This window comes from Amycolatopsis sp. PS_44_ISF1, assembly GCF_032335455.1.
GTDB lineage: Bacteria > Actinomycetota > Actinomycetes > Mycobacteriales > Pseudonocardiaceae > Amycolatopsis.
Genome location: NZ_JANUXO010000002.1, coordinates 2461997 through 2477534, shown reverse-complemented (window position 1 = coordinate 2477534; position 15538 = coordinate 2461997). Strand labels below are relative to the sequence as shown.

Here is a 15538-nt window from a genome sequence, read left to right as displayed (position 1 = left end):
CATACCGGCGGTATGGCCCGGCCCGAAAAAATTGCGAGCATTATTCGGATAATCGGGCGGGTGGCCTCGCCGGAGGCGGAAAGGGCTGGGGCACCGGCTCGTCGTGGGTGCGTGGAGGCGGACCGGGGTTCTCCCGAGCCGGCGACGGTGGGCCCGGGCGGTCGGACCTCGGCTCGACCGGCCGCGGGCGGCGGCCGGACAGCAGGGCTGCGCCGAGCGTGGCCAGGGCGACGATCCCGCCCGCCAGCAGCACCCAGAACCCGGTCCCGCTGGAGTAGTGCAGTTCGGTCAGGCCGGACGGCCGGTTGTAGCTCAGCGTCGCGGAGACCTCCATGCCGATCACCCACACCGCGGCCACCACCCCCGCGCTCCCGGCGACCAGCGCGCCGCGACCCATGGTGCGGGCTCGCGTCAGCGCCCCGGCCGCACCGGCGAGCAGCACGACGCACGCGACGGCCAGCGGGATGCCGTAGTGGGCGACGTGGGTGGTCGCGTAGTAGGCGCGCTCGGCGGGGTCCGGCTCGATGTCGAACAGCCGCGTCCACGCCGTGACGGACTGGGAAGCCTGGACCCGGCGGCCCGAGGACTCCTGGTAGGCCCAGATCGGCAGGAACGAGCCGGTGAGCACCAGCACGGCGGACAACGCCCCGAGCACCGCCGAGAGCATCCGCGCCAGCTCGCCGGGATCGACCGGATCCACCGGCGCCACCGGCACGGCCGGACGCGGCGGGGGCAGGCTGCTCATCGAGGGCCTCCTCGGCCGGGGCACGGACCGGCCGCAGCGATTGCACCACGAAATCCTGCCCCGGATAAGGCGGACGCCGGGGTTCAGCCCGTCGCGGCGTCGGAATAGAGCAGCACCGCGATGCGCTTCCACTCCTCCAGTAGCTGGCGGCGGCGGTGCGGGTCGCCGCCGAGCTCGGCGTCCAGGGCCAGGCCGCGGGTGAGGTTGACGGTGAGCCAGAAGAGCATTTCCGCCCGCTCCTTCGGCAGTTCCCCGGCGACCTGGCTGATCTGCGCGAGGGTGGCCCGGCCCAGCGCGCGGTCCACGGGCCGGATCGCGGCGCGCAGCTCCGGGTCGGTGCGCGCGGCGACCCACAGCTCGGTGACCGCGGTGGACAGCGTGCCCGAGTAGCCCGTCCACAGCAGGTCGATGGCCGCGGCGACGCCGGACGAGCCGCCGGGCAGGCGGCCGAGCGAGGCGGCCAGCTCACCGCGCAGCCGGTTGGTCAGGTGCTCCACGGCGGCGGCCATCAGCTCCGCCTTGGTGGCGAAGTGGTGCTGCACCGCGCCCTTCGACACCCCGGCCCGGGCGCAGATCTCCTGCACCGAAGCCCGGGAGTAGCCGATTTCGACCAGGCACTCGATGGTCGCGTCCAGCAGGGCGGTCCGCGTCCGCTCCCGGCGTTGCGCCTGGGTGCGATGCGGCTTCGCCGCGACCTCGGTCATCGGGGACTCCCAGCTTCGGCCGCCGGCCCGGTACTTTACGTACAGGACTGAACGGATGTACATTCCGGATGGAACTTACCTTTCCCGCGTCATGTTTTCCAGTCCCGCAGGAGGCGTCGCCGTGCCGTTGCAGATCCAGAAGAGCTCGTGGAGCAGCACCGAACTCGAAGACTTCCGGGAGCTCGCCCGTACCTTCATGCAGAAGGAATTGGTGCCGAACCAGGAGCGCTGGGCCGCGGAGAAGAAGCTCGACCGCGAGCTCTGGACGCGAGCGGGCGAGGTCGGGCTGCTCGCGCTGTCCATCCCCGAGGAGTACGGCGGTGGCGGCGGCACGTTCGCCCACGAGGCCGTGCTCTACGAGGAGCAGGCGCGGTGCGGGGACAGCGCCTGGGGCGTGACCGTCCACAACGGAATCGTGGCGCACTACCTGCTGGCTTACGCCGCGGAGGAGCGCAAGCGCGAGTGGCTGCCCAAGTTCGCCAGCGGCGAGTTCGTCGGCGCCGTCGCCATGACCGAGCCGGGCACGGGCTCGGACCTGCAGAGCATCAAGACCCGCGCGGTCCGCGACGGCGACCACTACGTGATCAACGGCGCCAAGACCTTCATCACCAACGGCTACCACGCCGACCTCGTGGTGGTCGCCTGCAAGACCGACCCCGACGCCGGCGCGCAGGGCGTCTCGCTGATCGCGGTCGAGACCGACACCCCGGGCTTCCGCCGCGGCCGCGTGCTCGACAAGGTCGGACTGAAGGGCCAGGACACCGCCGAGCTGTTCTTCGACGACGTCCGCGTGCCCGCCGCGAACCTGCTCGGCGACGCCGAAGGCCAGGGCTTCGTCCAGCTCATGCTGCAACTGCCCCAGGAACGGCTGATCATCGCCGTGACCGCGGTGGCCGGCATGGAGGCCGCGATCGACCTGACCCTCCAGTACACCAAGGAGCGCACCGCGTTCGGCCGGCCGATCTTCGCCTTCCAGAACACCAAGTTCACCCTGGCCGAGGCCGCGACCGAGGCGGCGGTGGCGCGCGCGTTCCTCGACCAGTGCATCGAACGGCACCTCAAGGGCGAGCTCGACGTGCAGGGCGCGGCGATGGCGAAGCTGTGGACCACCGAACGGGTCAACAAGGTGGTGGACGACTGCCTGCAGCTGTTCGGCGGCTACGGCTACATGACCGAGTACCCGATCGCGCGCGCGTGGGCCGACGTCCGGATCTCGCGGATCTTCGGCGGCACCAGCGAAATCATGAAGGAGATCATCTCCCGCACGCTCTGATTCCCGTGGCCGCGCAAGGAAAGGACATGCCGAAGTGAAGACTGGTCCCCTCGCCGGGCTGAAGGTGGTGGAGCTGGCCGGGCTCGCGCCCGCGCCGTTCGCCTGCATGGTGCTGGCCGACCTCGGCGCCGACGTGGTCCGCGTGGACCGCGCGACCCCCGGGGCCGACGTCCTCGGCCTGCCGAACGACCCGCTGGCCCGCGGGCGGCGCACCATCGGCCTCAACACCAAGACCCCGGAAGGGGTCGAGCTGGTGCTGAAGCTGGCCGAGACGGCCGACGTGCTGATCGAGGGCTTCCGGCCAGGGGTGATGGAGCGGATGGGCCTCGGCCCCGCGCAGGTGCACGCGCGCAACCCGCGGCTGGTCTACGGCCGGATGACCGGCTGGGGCCAGGACGGCCCGCTCGCGCAGGCGGCCGGCCACGACATCAACTACGTCGGCATCGCCGGCGCGCTCGAGCCGATCGGCCGCGCCGGCGAGCGGCCGGTGCCGCCGCTCAACCTGGTCGGCGACTTCGGCGGCGGCGGGCTGATGCTCGCCATGGGCGTGCTGGCCGCGCTGCACGAGCGCACCGCTTCGGGCCGGGGTCAGGTGGTGGACGCGTCGATGGTCGAGGGCGCGGCGCTGCTCACCACGAGCCTGCACGGCATGCGCGCGGCCGGCGTCTGGCCGGGGGAGCGCGGCGACAACCTGCTCGACGGCGGTGCCCCGTTCTACGACACCTACGAAACCGCGGACGGGAAGTACGTGGCGATCGGCGCGATCGAGATGCGGTTCTGGGGCGACCTGGTCAAGGTGCTCGGCCTCGAACGCGAAGACCTGCCGGTGCACGTGGACAAGAGCAAGTGGCCGCAGCTACGGAAGATCCTCGCCGATGCAGTGGCGCGCTTTCCACGTGACGAGCTGCTCGCGCGCGCGGAGGGCACGGACGCCTGCCTGACGCCGGTGCTGTCGCCGTGGGAGGCCGCTTCGCACCCGCAGAACGCGGCTCGCGGCACCTTCGTCGACATCGGCGGCACCGTGCAGCCCGCCCCGGCGCCCCGGTTCGACCGCACCCCGCCCGCCATCCCGGAGGCGCCGCACGAGAAGGGCGCCGACACCGAGGAGGTGCTGGCCGAGCTGGGCTTCGATGCGGATGGGCTGGCGGGCCTGCGTGCGGCGGGCGCGATCGCCTGAACCGCCGGCGAGGGTCCAGGCGGCTCAGCACCGGCCTGAACCCTCACAAGTCCGCGCGAACGACCGCGTACAGCACGCTGTCGCGCCACTCACCGTCTCGGAAGTTGAAACCACGAAGCACGCCTTCGCGGGTGAAGCCGGCCTTCTCCAGCGAGCGCTGCTCCGCCCGGTTGGCGATTTCGGTGGTGGCCTCGACGCGGTTGAGCTGCGTGTGGGCGAACAGGTAGCGCACCAGCAGGCGCTGCGCTTCCGTGCCGTGGCCGTGCCCGCGGGCTTCCGGCAGCAGGACCAGCCCGATGTTCCAGCAGAACGAGCTGGGGCCGGTCCGCGAGCGGTGCCATGAGACCAGCCCGAGCACGCGGCCGCCCAGCGTGGGGACGAGCATGCCGCGGTCGGTGCCGAGCATGCCGTCCTCGCGCCAGCGGCGCCGGAGGAAACCGGGGTCGTGCCAGCCGAACCACTGGTACTCGCCCGCGGTGGCCGGGTCGTTGGTCAGCGCTTCGAGGGTCCCGAGGTCCGATTCGAGGACCGGCCGCAGCGCGACTGTCTCGCCTTCGTCCATCGCCGGAGCGTATCCGGATGCCGACACACCACTTCGGACTCACTCGATAGTGAGCGCCGTCACTCTCCCGGGTCCGGCCGGGCCCGGCTCGGCCGATCACCGGGTCCTGGGGGCCGGTCGTCACTAGAGTGGGGTGACCGTGCGGGGCGCCCGCGGGTCACGGCCGGCTTCCGCAGCGGGAGCCGGCGGAATGGAGCGGACTGAGCCATGTCGAACGGCCTGAAGATCTTCGTCGTCGTCGGAGTGGTCGCGCTCGTGCTGTTCTTCCTGATCACGCAGCCCACGCAGTCGGCCGACATGGTGCACCGCGTGCTCGGCTGGCTCAAGGAGGGCGCGGAAGCCATCGTGACCTTCTTCAAGGCCCTTTTCGCCTGATAACCCTCCGTGTCCGTCGGCTGATGGTGACACGTTGTCACCGCTTCCCGGGATGCGGTCGTCACGCTCGACCATCCGGGTGGATTGGTCCCAAAAACGGCCTGGTCGCGGAATTAGAGCGAGCCTGGGTATGGCGGAACGAGCACCCTCGGCCCTACGGTGCTCACATTGCGTGATCAGCCGGTTCTCCGGTCCCTCGGGAACCAGGCGAAAGCGGGGGATTTCCCCGCCCGATCACGCGAGTGGGTGCAAGTCGTGAACGCGCAACGGGGCCGGCGCTCAGGGCCGGCCCGTCGGGGACCAATGAGGAGGCAGGGATGACCGGAGATCCCGGAGTGGACGCGTTGATCCGGCAGTGGGCCGCGGAACGCGAGCGGACTCCCGAGGAGCAGGAGGTCGACCGCATCGCGTCCGCCTGGCTGGCCGACGCGCCTTCCGCCCCGCCCGGCATCCCGGGCCAGCGGGCCCGGTCCGGCTCCTCGCGCTGGGCCCAGGTCGACGCGGCCGACCCGGGTTACCTCGACGCCATGCGCGTCCGCCTGCCCGAGGTCCCCGACGAGCTGCTCGTGGCCGCCGCCGGCTGGTGGCAGATGGTCGGCGACGTCGCCGAAGCCGAACTCTGGTGGGACGCCGGCCTCAGCCCGCTCGACCAGCGGGCCCTCGACTACCGGGCGGCGGGTCTCGCCCCCTCGGACCTGAGCCGCCGCCTCGGCCCGATGACCGTGCTCCAGCACCTCCGCCGCGGCAGCGCCCCGGCCTGGTGCGTCGCCCGCCTGGCCCGCCAGCAGAAGTCGGCCTGACCGCCCGGGCCGACCCGGGCGGCCGGTTCGGCCGGGCCGGTCGCCGCCGTTACGGCCGCAATCGCGAACTGCCCTGACCGGCGGCCGGTGGGCCGGATCGATCGGTCGGCGCGGGGCACCAGGCCGGGTTTTCCACGAAGCCGTTCGGCGGTTTCGGCCGGGCCGATCGGCGCCCGTGGTGCACCGGGCTCGCCCGGCCGCCCGGCGGGAAGCGTCGTCATGCGGCAGCGGCTCGGCCGGCACCGGACGCCGCGAAGAACCCCGGCCCGCAGCGTCCGAAGCCCGGCCCGCCACCCAGTCCGGCCCGGCCATCGCGTCCGGACCCCGGCCAACTCCGGACCCCGGCACCGGACCAGTCCCGGCACCGAACCCGGCAGCGGCTCGGCTGGCACCGGACGCCGCGAAGAACCCCGGCCCGGCCATCGCGTCCGGACCCCGGCCAACTCCGGACCAGTCCCGGCGCCGGACCCGGGACCGGCTTGGCGGCCCGGCCCGGAAATGCCACCACGGCCGGGTGAACCGGCGGGGCTCGCCCGATCCGCGGCTCCGCGTAACGCTAACCTTCGCGGGCTCGTTGTGTGATCGAACGACCGCCACGCTGGAGGACCTGAGTTTCGTGCCGAGCACCGGACAGACCGAGGACCGAGCCGTCACCCCGGCCGCGCCGGGATCGGCCCGCGCCCGGCCCGGGGTGGCCGTGGCCGTGCGGCTGGCGGTGGTGATCGTGGTGCTCGCCGTGGCCGGCGGGGGCGTCTGGCTGGTCACCCGGGCCTCAGCGCCGGTGGCCGGCCCGACCACCACCGACATCCCGGCGCTCAGCGTCAAGGCCGCCGACGTGAAGCCCGGTTCGATCGTGCCGGTCAGCGCCGTGGCCGCGGGTGGTGCCGGTGAGGGCACCGCGCCGCCGGCGGACCGGCCCCCGGGCGGCGACCCGCTCGACGAGTGGGCGAAGAAGGTTTCCCGGACCACCGGCATCCCGGCGCGGGCGCTGCACGCGTACGGCAACGCCGAACTGGCCCTGCGCTCAGCCGAGCCGGGCTGCCGCATCTCGTGGGCGACCCTCGCCGGCATCGGCCGCATCGAGTCCGACCACGGCCAGTACGGCGGAGCGGTGCTCGGCGCCGACGGGCGGCCGTCCAAGCCGATCATCGGCGTCCCGCTCGACGGCTCCAGCGGCGTCCGCGCGATCAGCGACACCGACGGCGGCCGCTTCGACGGGGACCCGGTGGCCGACCGCGCGGTCGGCCCGATGCAGTTCATCCCCGGCACCTGGCGCAAATGGGCCTCCGACGGCAACGGCGACGGCCTCGGCGACCCCCAGCAGATCGACGACGCCGCGCTCGCCGCGGCCCGCTACCTCTGCACGGGCGGACGCGACATGGCGACGCCGGCCGGCTGGTGGTCGGGCATCCTGTCGTACAACAACTCCACCGAGTACGCGCAGAAGGTGTTCGGCCTCGCCGACGGGTACGCCAAGGGCGCCCAGAAGGCACAGGCGGGATAAGAAAGGCGCAGACGCGCGGACGACGTAAAGGCGCGGGCGCGGGGTGGCACCACCGGCGCCTAGGTCGGCGAAGCGCTCCGCCGATGCCGCCCCCGGACTCCGCCGCCGATCGGCGGGTGGTGCCACCACATTCCTCCCGGGCGTCCGGAGCGGGTGTGAAATCCGTGCGAAACCCGTGGTCAGCCCATGAGAGGCGGGCCACGGGTGACGCGCCTCGGCGGCCGGTCGCCGCATTCCCAGTGCTAGCGTCTCACCCGTGCCAGCGAACTCCGGCCCGGCCGCGTCCCCGCTCGGGCGCCGGCTCATGATCGCCGCGACGTGCCTCGTGAGCCTGGCGTTGTGCTGCGGGCTGGCCTGGTGGCAGTGGGACCGGTTCATGTCCGCGAGCGGCACCTTCCAGAACCTGGGCTACGTGCTGCAGTGGCCGTTGTTCGGCCTGTTCCCGGCCTTCATGTTCTGGCGCATCAAGAAGCTGCGCGAACGCGAGGAGGCCGAGCGGGCCGGGGCCCGGCCCGAGCCGGCCGCGACGGCCGTGCCCGAGCCGAGGCGGGCCCCGGTGCGCCGCCTGGCCGTCGTTACCGAAGAGGACGCCGAACTCGCCGCGTACAACAGCTACCTGCGCGAGCTGCACGCCCGCGACCAGCACTCCTGAACACCGCCGAAGTGAGGACCAGACCATGACCACCAGCACCGAGGGTGCCGAGAAGACCCGTCCGGCCTCGCTGTCCGGCCCGCTGCTGCGCTTTCGCGTCAGCGCCTACGTGACCGGCGTCGGCCTCCTCGCGCTGTGCGCGACGATGGTGATCGAGTACGGCTTCGGCAACGCCACCCCGGCCGCCGTCTACTCGCCGATCCACGGCGTGCTCTACATGATCTACCTGGTGCTCACCATCGATCTGGCGATCAAAGCCCGCTGGTCGATCAAGAGCACGGTGCTGGTCCTGCTGGCCGGCTGCGTCCCGTTCGTCTCGTTCTTGGTCGAGCGCCGGGTGACCCGCCGCGTGCAGGCCGGCCAGGACGTCTTCTGACCCCGCCTCAGGACCCGATCCCGGTCAGCGACCGGACCTCCATCTCCGCGTGCTTGGCCTTGTCGGCCTTCGAACGGCCGGCGAAGGTGCCGATCGCGCCGCACAGGAACGAGAACGGGATCGAGGCCAGGCCCGGGTTCTTCAGCGGGAACCAGTGGAAGTCCAGGCTCGGGAAGATCGCGTCGGGCGCCCCGGAGACCACCGGCGAGAACAGCACCAGCAGCAGGCAGGCGGTCAGCCCGCCGTAGATGCTCCACAGCGTGCCGGTGGTGTTGAACCGCTTCCAGAACAGCGAGTACAGCAGCGTCGAGAGGTTCGCCGACGCCGCGACGGCCAGGGCCAGCGCGACCAGGAACGCGATGTTCTGCCCGTTGACCAGGATGCCGCCCAGGATCGCGAGCACGCCGACCACCAGCGCGGTCAGCCGGGCCACCCGCACCTCGGAGGCCGGTTCCGCCTTGCCGCGCTTGACGATGTTCGCGTAGACGTCGTGGGCGAAGGAGGCGGACGCGGTGATGGTCAGGCCCGCGACCACGGCCAGGATGGTGGCGAACGCGACCGCGGACACGATGCCCAGCAGCAGCGTGCCGCCGATGTGCAGGGCCAGCAGCGGGGCCGCGGAGTTCTCGCCGCCGGGCGCGCTCTTGATCTCGTCCGCGCCCACCAGCGCCGCCGCGCCGAAGCCGATCACCAGCGTGCACAGGTAGAACACGAACATGCACGCGGTGGCCCAGACCACCGAGCGGCGGGCCTCGCGGGCGTTCGGCACGGTGTAGAAGCGCATCAGCACGTGTGGCAGCGAGGCGATGCCGAGCACCAGGGCCAGCGACAGCGACACGAAGTCGAGCTTGGTGGTGCCGCTCTGCCCGTACGAGCCGCCGGGCTCGAGCAGCTGCCGGCCCATCGGGCTGCGGTCGGTCGCCGCGGTCAGCAGGCGCGAGAAGTTGAAGCCGTACTTGCCGAACAGGAACACGGTGATCAGCGTGGCGGCGATCAGCAGGATGCTCGCCTTGATGATCTGCACCCAGGTGGTGCCCTTCATCCCGCCGACCAGCACGTAGATCACCATGACCAGGCCGACCACGGCGATCACCAGCGCCTGGCCCAGGCGGGAGTGCACGTCCAGCAGCAGCGCGACCAGCCCACCGGCACCGGCCATCTGCGCCAGCATGTAGAAGAACGAGATGACCAGGGTCGAGGTCGCGGAGGCGGCGCGCACCGGGCGCTGGCGCATGCGGAAGCTCAGCACGTCGCCCATGGTGAACCGGCCGGTGTTGCGCAGCAGCTCGGCGATCAGCAGCAGGTCGACCAGCCAGGCCACCAGGAAGCCGATGGAGTAGAGGAAGCCGTCGTAGCCGTGGATCGCGATGGCGCCGGCGATGCCGAGGAACGAGGCGGCCGAAAGGAAGTCGCCCGAGAGCGCGACGCCGTTCTGCCGGCCGGTGAAGGCGCTGTCGGCCGCGTAATAATCGGCGGTCGAGGTCCGCTGACCCCGGTTGCCCGCCCGGTAGACCACGTACAGGGTGATCGCGACGAACAGCGCGAACACCCCGGTGTTCACGAGCGGGTTGCTGGCGGAGGTGCTTTCGGCCAGAACGGTCACTGCTGGGCTCCTTCCGTCGCGGCGGCCCGGGTCCTGAGCTCGGCGACCTTCGGGTCGACGTGGCGGTCGGCGAACCGGACGTAGGCCAGGGTGATCAGGGCGGTGGTCGCGAACTGCGCCAGCCCGAGCAGCATGCCCACGTTGACCAGGCCGAACACCGGGGTGCTCATGAACCCGCCGGCGTAGGCGGCCAGCACCACGTAGGTCAGGTACCAGACGAAGAAGCCGATGCTCATCGGGAAGACGAACCCGCGGAACCGCCGCCGCAGGGCGCGGAACTCCGGGCTGCGCTGGATCGAGTCGTAGTCCGGGCCGGCCGGGGTGGCCGGGGCCGCGCCGTCGGTGGCGAACAGGGCCGGCAGCCGGCCGGTCTCGTCGAGCGGGTGGCTCGCCGAGGGGGGCCGAGTGACGTCGTGCATGGGTGCCTCCGGCAACTTGCGTCCGCGAGCGGGGCCGGGCCGGTGCCCCTCGTCCGAGTGGCACCCGGTCTGCTCTTGCGGACAGGGAGGCGGTCATCGTAACGACGTCCGGGGGCATCGGAAAAAGCCGGTTCCGCAAGCGGGTTCCGGAATTCCTTTAACCGTCGGAAATACGGGAAAACGGTCGCCCGGACTTTGATCACGGGCAGATCACTCGGAATAGTGGAGGTGTTGTCACCCGGCGTCGCCCCTGCTCCGGATGGCTGCGGCGAATGGTTGAGTAGCGCCGGGTGGTCACCCGGAACAGCTACCCGCGGTAGCGGCCGGAAGGCCGGTGCTGGCCCGCCCCGGTCCGGGTCGCCGAGGGGGCGGCGGAGGATTCCCAGGCCAGCGGGGGGTCCCGAAAGAAATCACCGGGTCGGGCGGCGAGTCGCAACCGCACCACAACATCGGGTTCATCTTCGTCCTTGACCCACTCGATGGGGGCACGCAGCGTAGGTCTCCGGAAGGATCCGACTACGCTGCGTGGGCTAATCGGGTGACGTCCGGATGCCGAGTGCCGGTCCAACCGGTAACGGGAATTCCCCGTCGCCGCCCCGGCTCGGCGAATCGGGACGGCCGAACCGGGAGCCCGGCGCCTTTTCCCTGGTCAGCCCCTCGAAGTGGAAGGGAATTACGGTGGTCCGGATTGGTGTACGATTCTTTGGCCCAGCTGACCGCAGCGATCGATAGGCACAGACAAGTTGATCTCGACCACCCGCGTGCAGTACGCAACTTGCGCCATGCACGTGCAAAGTCCCGGGAACCACGGTTCCCGGCGCAGGGGTGACCGGTCGGCTCCGCCGTGCCTTCCCGGGGTCGTTCGCGCGGGTCGGCGGAAAACCGTGGATCGCGCCGGGAGCCCCGGAAGCCGTCGACGGGTCGCCACGACGCCGGACAGGGAGTCACTTTCGTGACCAGTGCAGGAGAAGGCCAGGTGCCTGTGGGGAAACTGCTCGGCCGCCCGCCCCGGCGGTCGCGGTGGTCCGCGGTCCGGCGCGCGGTGCTGGGCTGGCGGGACTGGAGCCTGGCGGTCAAGCTCTCGGCCGTCACGCTGGTCCCCATCGTGCTCGCGCTGGTGCTCGGGATCACCGCCATCGCCGGTCAGGTCGGCCGCTCGGACGACTACGACCGGATCGACCGACTGGTCGGGCTGAGCGCCCAACTGCGCTCGCTCACCGACGGTCTGCAGCGCGAGCGCACCCTGACCGCCCGGCAGCTGATCGCCGGCTCGGCCGGGGTGACGCCGGAGCTGAAGGCCGCCCGCGCGGCTACCGACGCCGCGGTCGAGCCCTTCACCACGGCCGCGGGCCGCATCGGCTCCGACGAGTCCAGCGTGTCCGGTGCGGTGAACTCGGCGACCGCGCAGGTCAACGAGATCACGGTGATCCGCCAGCAGGTCGGTGCCGGTCTGCTGGACGCGGCCGAGGCCGTCAGCGACTACAACGCCGTGACCACCGCGCTGGTCGCCGCCGACACCGCGGTGGCCGCGGGCGCCAGCGCCGACGCGCTGGGCGGCACCCCGAACGCGCTGCACGACCTCGAGGCGGCCAAGGAACAGGCCTCGGTCACCCAGTCGCTGATCGCGTTCGGCATCTCCCGCGGCACCCTGCCCGCGCAGCAGCTTTCCGACGTCCGCGACGCGGAGCTGCGCTTCGACGACCGGATGGACGACTTCAGCGCCGCCGCCACCGCGCCGCAGCGCCAGGACCTCGACAGCACGCTCAAGCCCGGCTCCTCCTACGACCGCAAGCGCATGGTCGGCCGGGCGCTGGGCGAGCAGGGCTCGTCGAGCGACGACGCGCTGCGCGGGCTGTCGGCGCCGGCGTGGAACAGCGCCTCCGACGCCGTGGTGAACCAGCTCTCCGAGGTGAGCAAGCGGCTCGGCGCGCAGGCCTCGGACGCCTCGGCCGCACTCGTCGAGGACGCCAGCAGCTCGGCCGGTCTGCTGGCCGTGCTGCTGTTCGCCGCGCTGGTGGTGGCCGCCGCCGTCGTCTTCCTGATCACCCGCCAGCTGCTCCGCTCGCTGTCCACCCTGCGCCGCAGCGCGCTCGACGTCGCCGAGAAGGAGCTGCCGGCCGCGGTCCGCAACATCCAGGAGGGCCGCTCGCAGAGCATCGAGGTCGCGCCGGTGCCGGTGCACGTGCACGACGAGGTCGGCGAGGTGGCGCGGGCCTTCGAGCAGGTGCACAGCCAGGCGTTGCGGCTCGCGACCGAGCAGGCGGCGATGCGCGCCGGCTACAGCAGCGTGTTCGTCAACCTGTCGCGGCGCAGCCAGAGCCTGGTGCAGCGGCAACTACAGCTGATCGAGCGGCTGGAGCGCGACGAGGAGGACGCCGACCAGCTCGCCACGCTGTTCCAGCTCGACCACCTCGCCACCCGGATGCGGCGCAACAACGAGAACCTGATGGTGCTCTCCGGCGCCGAGCCGGGCCGCCGCTCCGGGCAGCCGGTGAGCGCGCACGACGTGCTGCGCGCCGCGGTCTCGGAGATCGAGCAGTACCAGCGGGTTTCGGTGCAGCAGCCGCCCGCGGTGAAGATCGTCGGGTTCGCCGCCGGCGACGTGCAGCGCCTGGTGGCCGAGCTGCTCGACAACGCCACCGCGTTCTCCGCGCCGGAGACCCAGGTGACGGTCGCGACCCGGCTGGCCGAGGACGGCTCGATCAACGTCGACATCCTCGACAAGGGCATCGGCATGAACGAGTACGAGGTGGTGGAGGCCAACAGCCGGCTCACCGAGGCCGGTTCGGTCGACCTCGCCACCTCGCGCCGGATGGGCCTGTTCGTGGTCGGCCGCCTGGCCGGGCGCCACCGCATCGGCGTCTCGCTGCACGGCGGCAAGGACATCGTCGGCGTGCGCGCCACCGTGGTGGTCCCGCCCGAGCTGGTGATGACCGGCGCCGTGGTCGACCACGCGCCGCACACCGGTCCGCTGAAGAGCGTCGCCGCCCCGCCGGTGAGCCCGGGCGGGCTGCCGCGGCGCCAGCGCCCGGTCAACGGTTCGGCCCGCCCCGGCGCGGTGCCGTTCCAGCCGGGCGGTGGCGACGACCACGAGCTGTGGCCCTCCTCGGGTGACCTCGCGGGCTACGCCAACGGGCAGCAGGCCGCCCCGGGCGTGCGTCCGCCGTCGGATCTCGAAATCTCCGGAACGGCGCTGTTCAGCCCGATTCCGCGGGAGGACGGCCCGCCGTCGCTGCCGCAGGTCCCGCCGCCGCGGCCGGAACCGGCTGCGTCCGGGACCTCCGAGCCCGGGACCTCCGGGATCACCGAGTCCACCGAGGCCACCGAGATCACCGAGCCGGTCGAGCCCCCGGCCGAGCCCTCGGGGTCGGAGGGACGGCGCCAGGGCGAGCTGCCTTCGGGCAAGGACCTGTTCTCCGCCAACGGAACCACCCTGAGCGACTGGTGGAACCAGGCCGCGCAGCAGGTGCCCGAGGTCCCGCCGCCCTCGGCCAGCGAGACGACGATCGAGACCACGCCGATCTTCGACGAGATGCTCTCGGTCTGGTTCCGCTCACCGGTTCCCGCCGCCGACCCGCCGGAGGCCCAGGACGCCGAGGAAGCCGGGGAGCCCGGGGAGTCCGGGGCCGCGCCCGCCGGGACGGACGCCGCAGCGGGAACGGTCCCGGTCACCACGCCGGAGCAGGACGAGCGCAACTGGGACTTCGCCAGCGACGAGAACTGGCGCACCGTCCAGGCGGTGTCGCAGGTCGAGCCGACCGCGTTCACCCCGTCCGGGCTGCCGCGCCGCCGTCGCGGTGAGCAGCTCATGCCGGGCAGCGCCACGTCCGATCCGGTGGCGGCCGAACCCTCGGCCAAGCCGGAGCTGCCGGTGCGCGACGCGTCGGACGTGCGCGGACGGCTGAGCAGCTTCCAGCGCGGAGTCACGCGAGGCCGCCAGGAGAGCCGGGGACTCGCCGGACCCCCGGTGGCCGCCGGGTCCGAGCCGCCGGTCGAGCCCGGCCCGCCGGACCGGCCGGTCGAAACCGCACCGGCGCCGGGTCTGGGCGCACAGGCACTCGAACGGCTCGACGGCACCGGTAGCACCGGCGACACCATCGGTACCGGCAGCGCCACCGATGCGGCCGGGTCCCCGGTCACGGGGCGGCTCGACTCGCCGGACGCCACCACGGACGGCACTTCGGGCTCGGATGCCGCACCGGCCGGACCCCGGCCGGACGCAACCGGACCCACCGGAGCCCGGCCGGACGCGGCCGGTTCCGCCCCGGCTCCCGGGCACGACGACTTCCCGTCCTCCGCGGACCGGGCCGGCGCCGGGCCGGACGCCCCGCCGGTGCCCGATCCCGAGCAGACCCAGCAGTTCGCGCGCCCGCAGGCCGCCGTGAACGGGTTCGCCCCGCCGGACCCCGATCCCGGACCCCCGGGCGGGCTGCCGTCCCGGCGCCCGGGAGCGGAGGCGCCCGGCCGCCCCGCCGGTCCGCCGGCCGAACTGCCCGCCCGCCGTCCGGCGGCCACCGACGTGCCGCCCGGACCGCAGGCGGACGGACCGCGGGACCTGCCGTCCTCCGTGCCCGGAATCCTGGGCACTTCGCCGGGTACGCCTGATTCGGAGTGGGATTTCGGATCGGACGAAGGGTGGCGAGCGGTGGAAGCGGTGTCCCAGTCGGCACCCGCTCTGTTCACTTCGGCAGGATTGCCCCGGCGCCGTCGGGGGGAGCAGCTGCTTCCCGGCAGCGCCCCGCCGCCCTCCGGGTCGGCGGGCCCCCGTCCGGCCCGCGACGCGCACGACGTGCGTGGCCGCCTGAGCAGTTTCCAGCAGGGCATCCAGCGTGGCCGGCACCGCACCGCGCAGGCTGCCGCCGAGACCAACCACGAAACACTGGAGGGTGAATGACCTCGCCGAGTACGGCCCAGCCGCAGCAGAACCAGTTCGGCTGGCTGGTGAACGACTTCGCCGAGCGCGTCCCGGGGGTCGCGCACGCGGTGGTGGTCTCCGCGGACGGACTGCTGCTCACCGCCTCCAACCGGCTGCCGCTCGACCGCGCCGACCAGCTCGCCGCCGTGGCGTCCGGGCTGGTCAGCCTGACCCAGGGCGCGGCCCGCTGCTTCGAAGCGGGCGCGGTCAGCGAGACCGTGGTCGAGATGGAGCTCGGCATCATGGTCCTGATGTCGATCAGCGACGGCTCCTGCCTGGCGATCCTGGCCGCGCCGAACTGCGACATCGGCCAGGTCGCCTACGAGATGACCATGCTGGTCGACCGGGTCGGGCAGATCCTCACCCCGGAACTTCGCGCGCAGCTGCAGGGCTTGGGTGGCTCGCTGATCGGCGAACCGGTGGGATGATCTGG

At 72.5% G+C, this 15538-nt stretch carries 14 protein-coding genes; 9 read left to right on the top strand and 5 right to left on the bottom strand.

Annotated elements, in window-relative coordinates; genetic code table 11:
* Nucleotides 1-40: 40 nt before the first annotated feature.
* Both NYF13_RS25270 and NYF13_RS25265 read right to left on the bottom strand, forming a co-directional pair.
* Nucleotides 41-745: a hypothetical protein gene (locus NYF13_RS25270; RefSeq protein WP_315660128.1), complete on the bottom strand. Its 705-nt coding sequence runs from the start codon at nt 743-745 to the stop codon at nt 41-43.
* An 83-nt stretch (nt 746-828) separates the two neighbouring features.
* Nucleotides 829-1449, bottom strand: coding sequence for a TetR/AcrR family transcriptional regulator (locus NYF13_RS25265; protein ID WP_315660127.1), 621 nt, complete (start codon nt 1447-1449; stop codon nt 829-831).
* Nucleotides 1450-1570: 121 nt separating this feature from the next.
* On the opposite strand from NYF13_RS25265, the gene NYF13_RS25260 reads away from it, so the two are divergent.
* Together NYF13_RS25260 and NYF13_RS25255 are read left to right on the top strand one after the other, a co-directional pair.
* Complete coding sequence (locus NYF13_RS25260) at nt 1571-2722, top strand: acyl-CoA dehydrogenase family protein (RefSeq protein ID WP_315660126.1); 1152 nt, start codon at nt 1571-1573, stop codon at nt 2720-2722.
* Between the two features lie 34 nt (nt 2723-2756).
* Complete coding sequence (locus NYF13_RS25255) at nt 2757-3899, top strand: CaiB/BaiF CoA-transferase family protein (RefSeq protein ID WP_315660125.1); 1143 nt, start codon at nt 2757-2759, stop codon at nt 3897-3899.
* 43 nt (nt 3900-3942) lie between these two features.
* Here NYF13_RS25255 and NYF13_RS25250 read toward each other — a convergent pair whose 3' ends face one another.
* Nucleotides 3943-4461 carry a GNAT family protein gene (locus NYF13_RS25250; RefSeq protein ID WP_315660124.1) on the bottom strand — a complete coding sequence of 173 codons (519 nt, stop codon included), beginning with the start codon at nt 4459-4461 and terminating at the stop codon, nt 3943-3945.
* A 207-nt stretch (nt 4462-4668) separates the two neighbouring features.
* Between NYF13_RS25250 and NYF13_RS25245 the strand changes: the two genes are divergently transcribed.
* From NYF13_RS25245 to NYF13_RS25225, 5 genes are all read left to right on the top strand, one after another.
* Entirely contained in the window at nt 4669-4836 is a 168-nt protein-coding gene (locus tag NYF13_RS25245) for a hypothetical protein (protein WP_315660123.1), read from the top strand.
* Nucleotides 4837-5153: 317 nt separating this feature from the next.
* Entirely contained in the window at nt 5154-5636 is a 483-nt protein-coding gene (locus NYF13_RS25240) for a helix-turn-helix transcriptional regulator (protein WP_315660122.1), read from the top strand.
* 616 nt (nt 5637-6252) lie between these two features.
* Entirely contained in the window at nt 6253-7140 is an 888-nt protein-coding gene (locus NYF13_RS25235; RefSeq protein WP_396287647.1) for a lytic transglycosylase domain-containing protein, read from the top strand.
* A gap of 304 nt (nt 7141-7444) precedes the next feature.
* Complete coding sequence (locus NYF13_RS25230) at nt 7445-7792, top strand: hypothetical protein (protein WP_315660421.1); 348 nt, start codon at nt 7445-7447, stop codon at nt 7790-7792.
* Between the two features lie 25 nt (nt 7793-7817).
* Nucleotides 7818-8168 (top strand): DUF3817 domain-containing protein, encoded by a 351-nt coding sequence (locus NYF13_RS25225; RefSeq protein WP_315660121.1) that lies wholly within the window; start codon nt 7818-7820, stop codon nt 8166-8168.
* Nucleotides 8169-8175: 7 nt separating this feature from the next.
* On the opposite strand, the gene NYF13_RS25220 is transcribed toward NYF13_RS25225, so the two are convergent.
* Nucleotides 8176-9771, bottom strand: coding sequence for a cation acetate symporter (locus tag NYF13_RS25220; RefSeq protein ID WP_315660120.1), 1596 nt, complete (start codon nt 9769-9771; stop codon nt 8176-8178).
* On the bottom strand, nt 9768-10190 hold the full coding sequence (locus NYF13_RS25215) for a DUF485 domain-containing protein (protein ID WP_315660119.1): 423 nt from the start codon (nt 10188-10190) through the stop codon (nt 9768-9770). The genes NYF13_RS25220 and NYF13_RS25215 overlap by 4 nt, the downstream gene beginning before the upstream one ends.
* Nucleotides 10191-11166: 976 nt before the next feature.
* On the opposite strand from NYF13_RS25215, the gene NYF13_RS25210 reads away from it, so the two are divergent.
* Nucleotides 11167-15084, top strand: coding sequence for a nitrate- and nitrite sensing domain-containing protein (locus tag NYF13_RS25210; RefSeq protein WP_315660118.1), 3918 nt, complete (start codon nt 11167-11169; stop codon nt 15082-15084).
* Nucleotides 15081-15533 carry a roadblock/LC7 domain-containing protein gene (locus NYF13_RS25205; RefSeq protein WP_315660117.1) on the top strand — a complete coding sequence of 151 codons (453 nt, stop codon included), beginning with the start codon at nt 15081-15083 and terminating at the stop codon, nt 15531-15533. Before NYF13_RS25210 ends, NYF13_RS25205 begins: the two co-directional genes overlap by 4 nt.
* Nucleotides 15534-15538 lie beyond the last annotated feature (5 nt).

Excerpts from the sequence above, each read along its gene's own strand:
- NYF13_RS25270 (WP_315660128.1), bottom strand. The coding sequence starts at position 745 with ATGAGCAGCCTGCCCCCGCCGCGTCCGGCCGTGCCGGTGGCGCCGGTG.
- NYF13_RS25265 (WP_315660127.1), bottom strand. The coding sequence starts at position 1,449 with ATGACCGAGGTCGCGGCGAAGCCGCATCGCACCCAGGCGCAACGCCGG.
- NYF13_RS25250 (WP_315660124.1), bottom strand. The coding sequence starts at position 4,461 with ATGGACGAAGGCGAGACAGTCGCGCTGCGGCCGGTCCTCGAATCGGAC.
- NYF13_RS25245 (WP_315660123.1), top strand. The coding sequence starts at position 4,669 with ATGTCGAACGGCCTGAAGATCTTCGTCGTCGTCGGAGTGGTCGCGCTC.
- NYF13_RS25240 (WP_315660122.1), top strand. The coding sequence starts at position 5,154 with ATGACCGGAGATCCCGGAGTGGACGCGTTGATCCGGCAGTGGGCCGCG.
- NYF13_RS25230 (WP_315660421.1), top strand. The coding sequence starts at position 7,445 with ATGATCGCCGCGACGTGCCTCGTGAGCCTGGCGTTGTGCTGCGGGCTG.
- NYF13_RS25225 (WP_315660121.1), top strand. The coding sequence starts at position 7,818 with ATGACCACCAGCACCGAGGGTGCCGAGAAGACCCGTCCGGCCTCGCTG.
- NYF13_RS25215 (WP_315660119.1), bottom strand. The coding sequence starts at position 10,190 with ATGCACGACGTCACTCGGCCCCCCTCGGCGAGCCACCCGCTCGACGAG.
- NYF13_RS25205 (WP_315660117.1), top strand. The coding sequence starts at position 15,081 with ATGACCTCGCCGAGTACGGCCCAGCCGCAGCAGAACCAGTTCGGCTGG.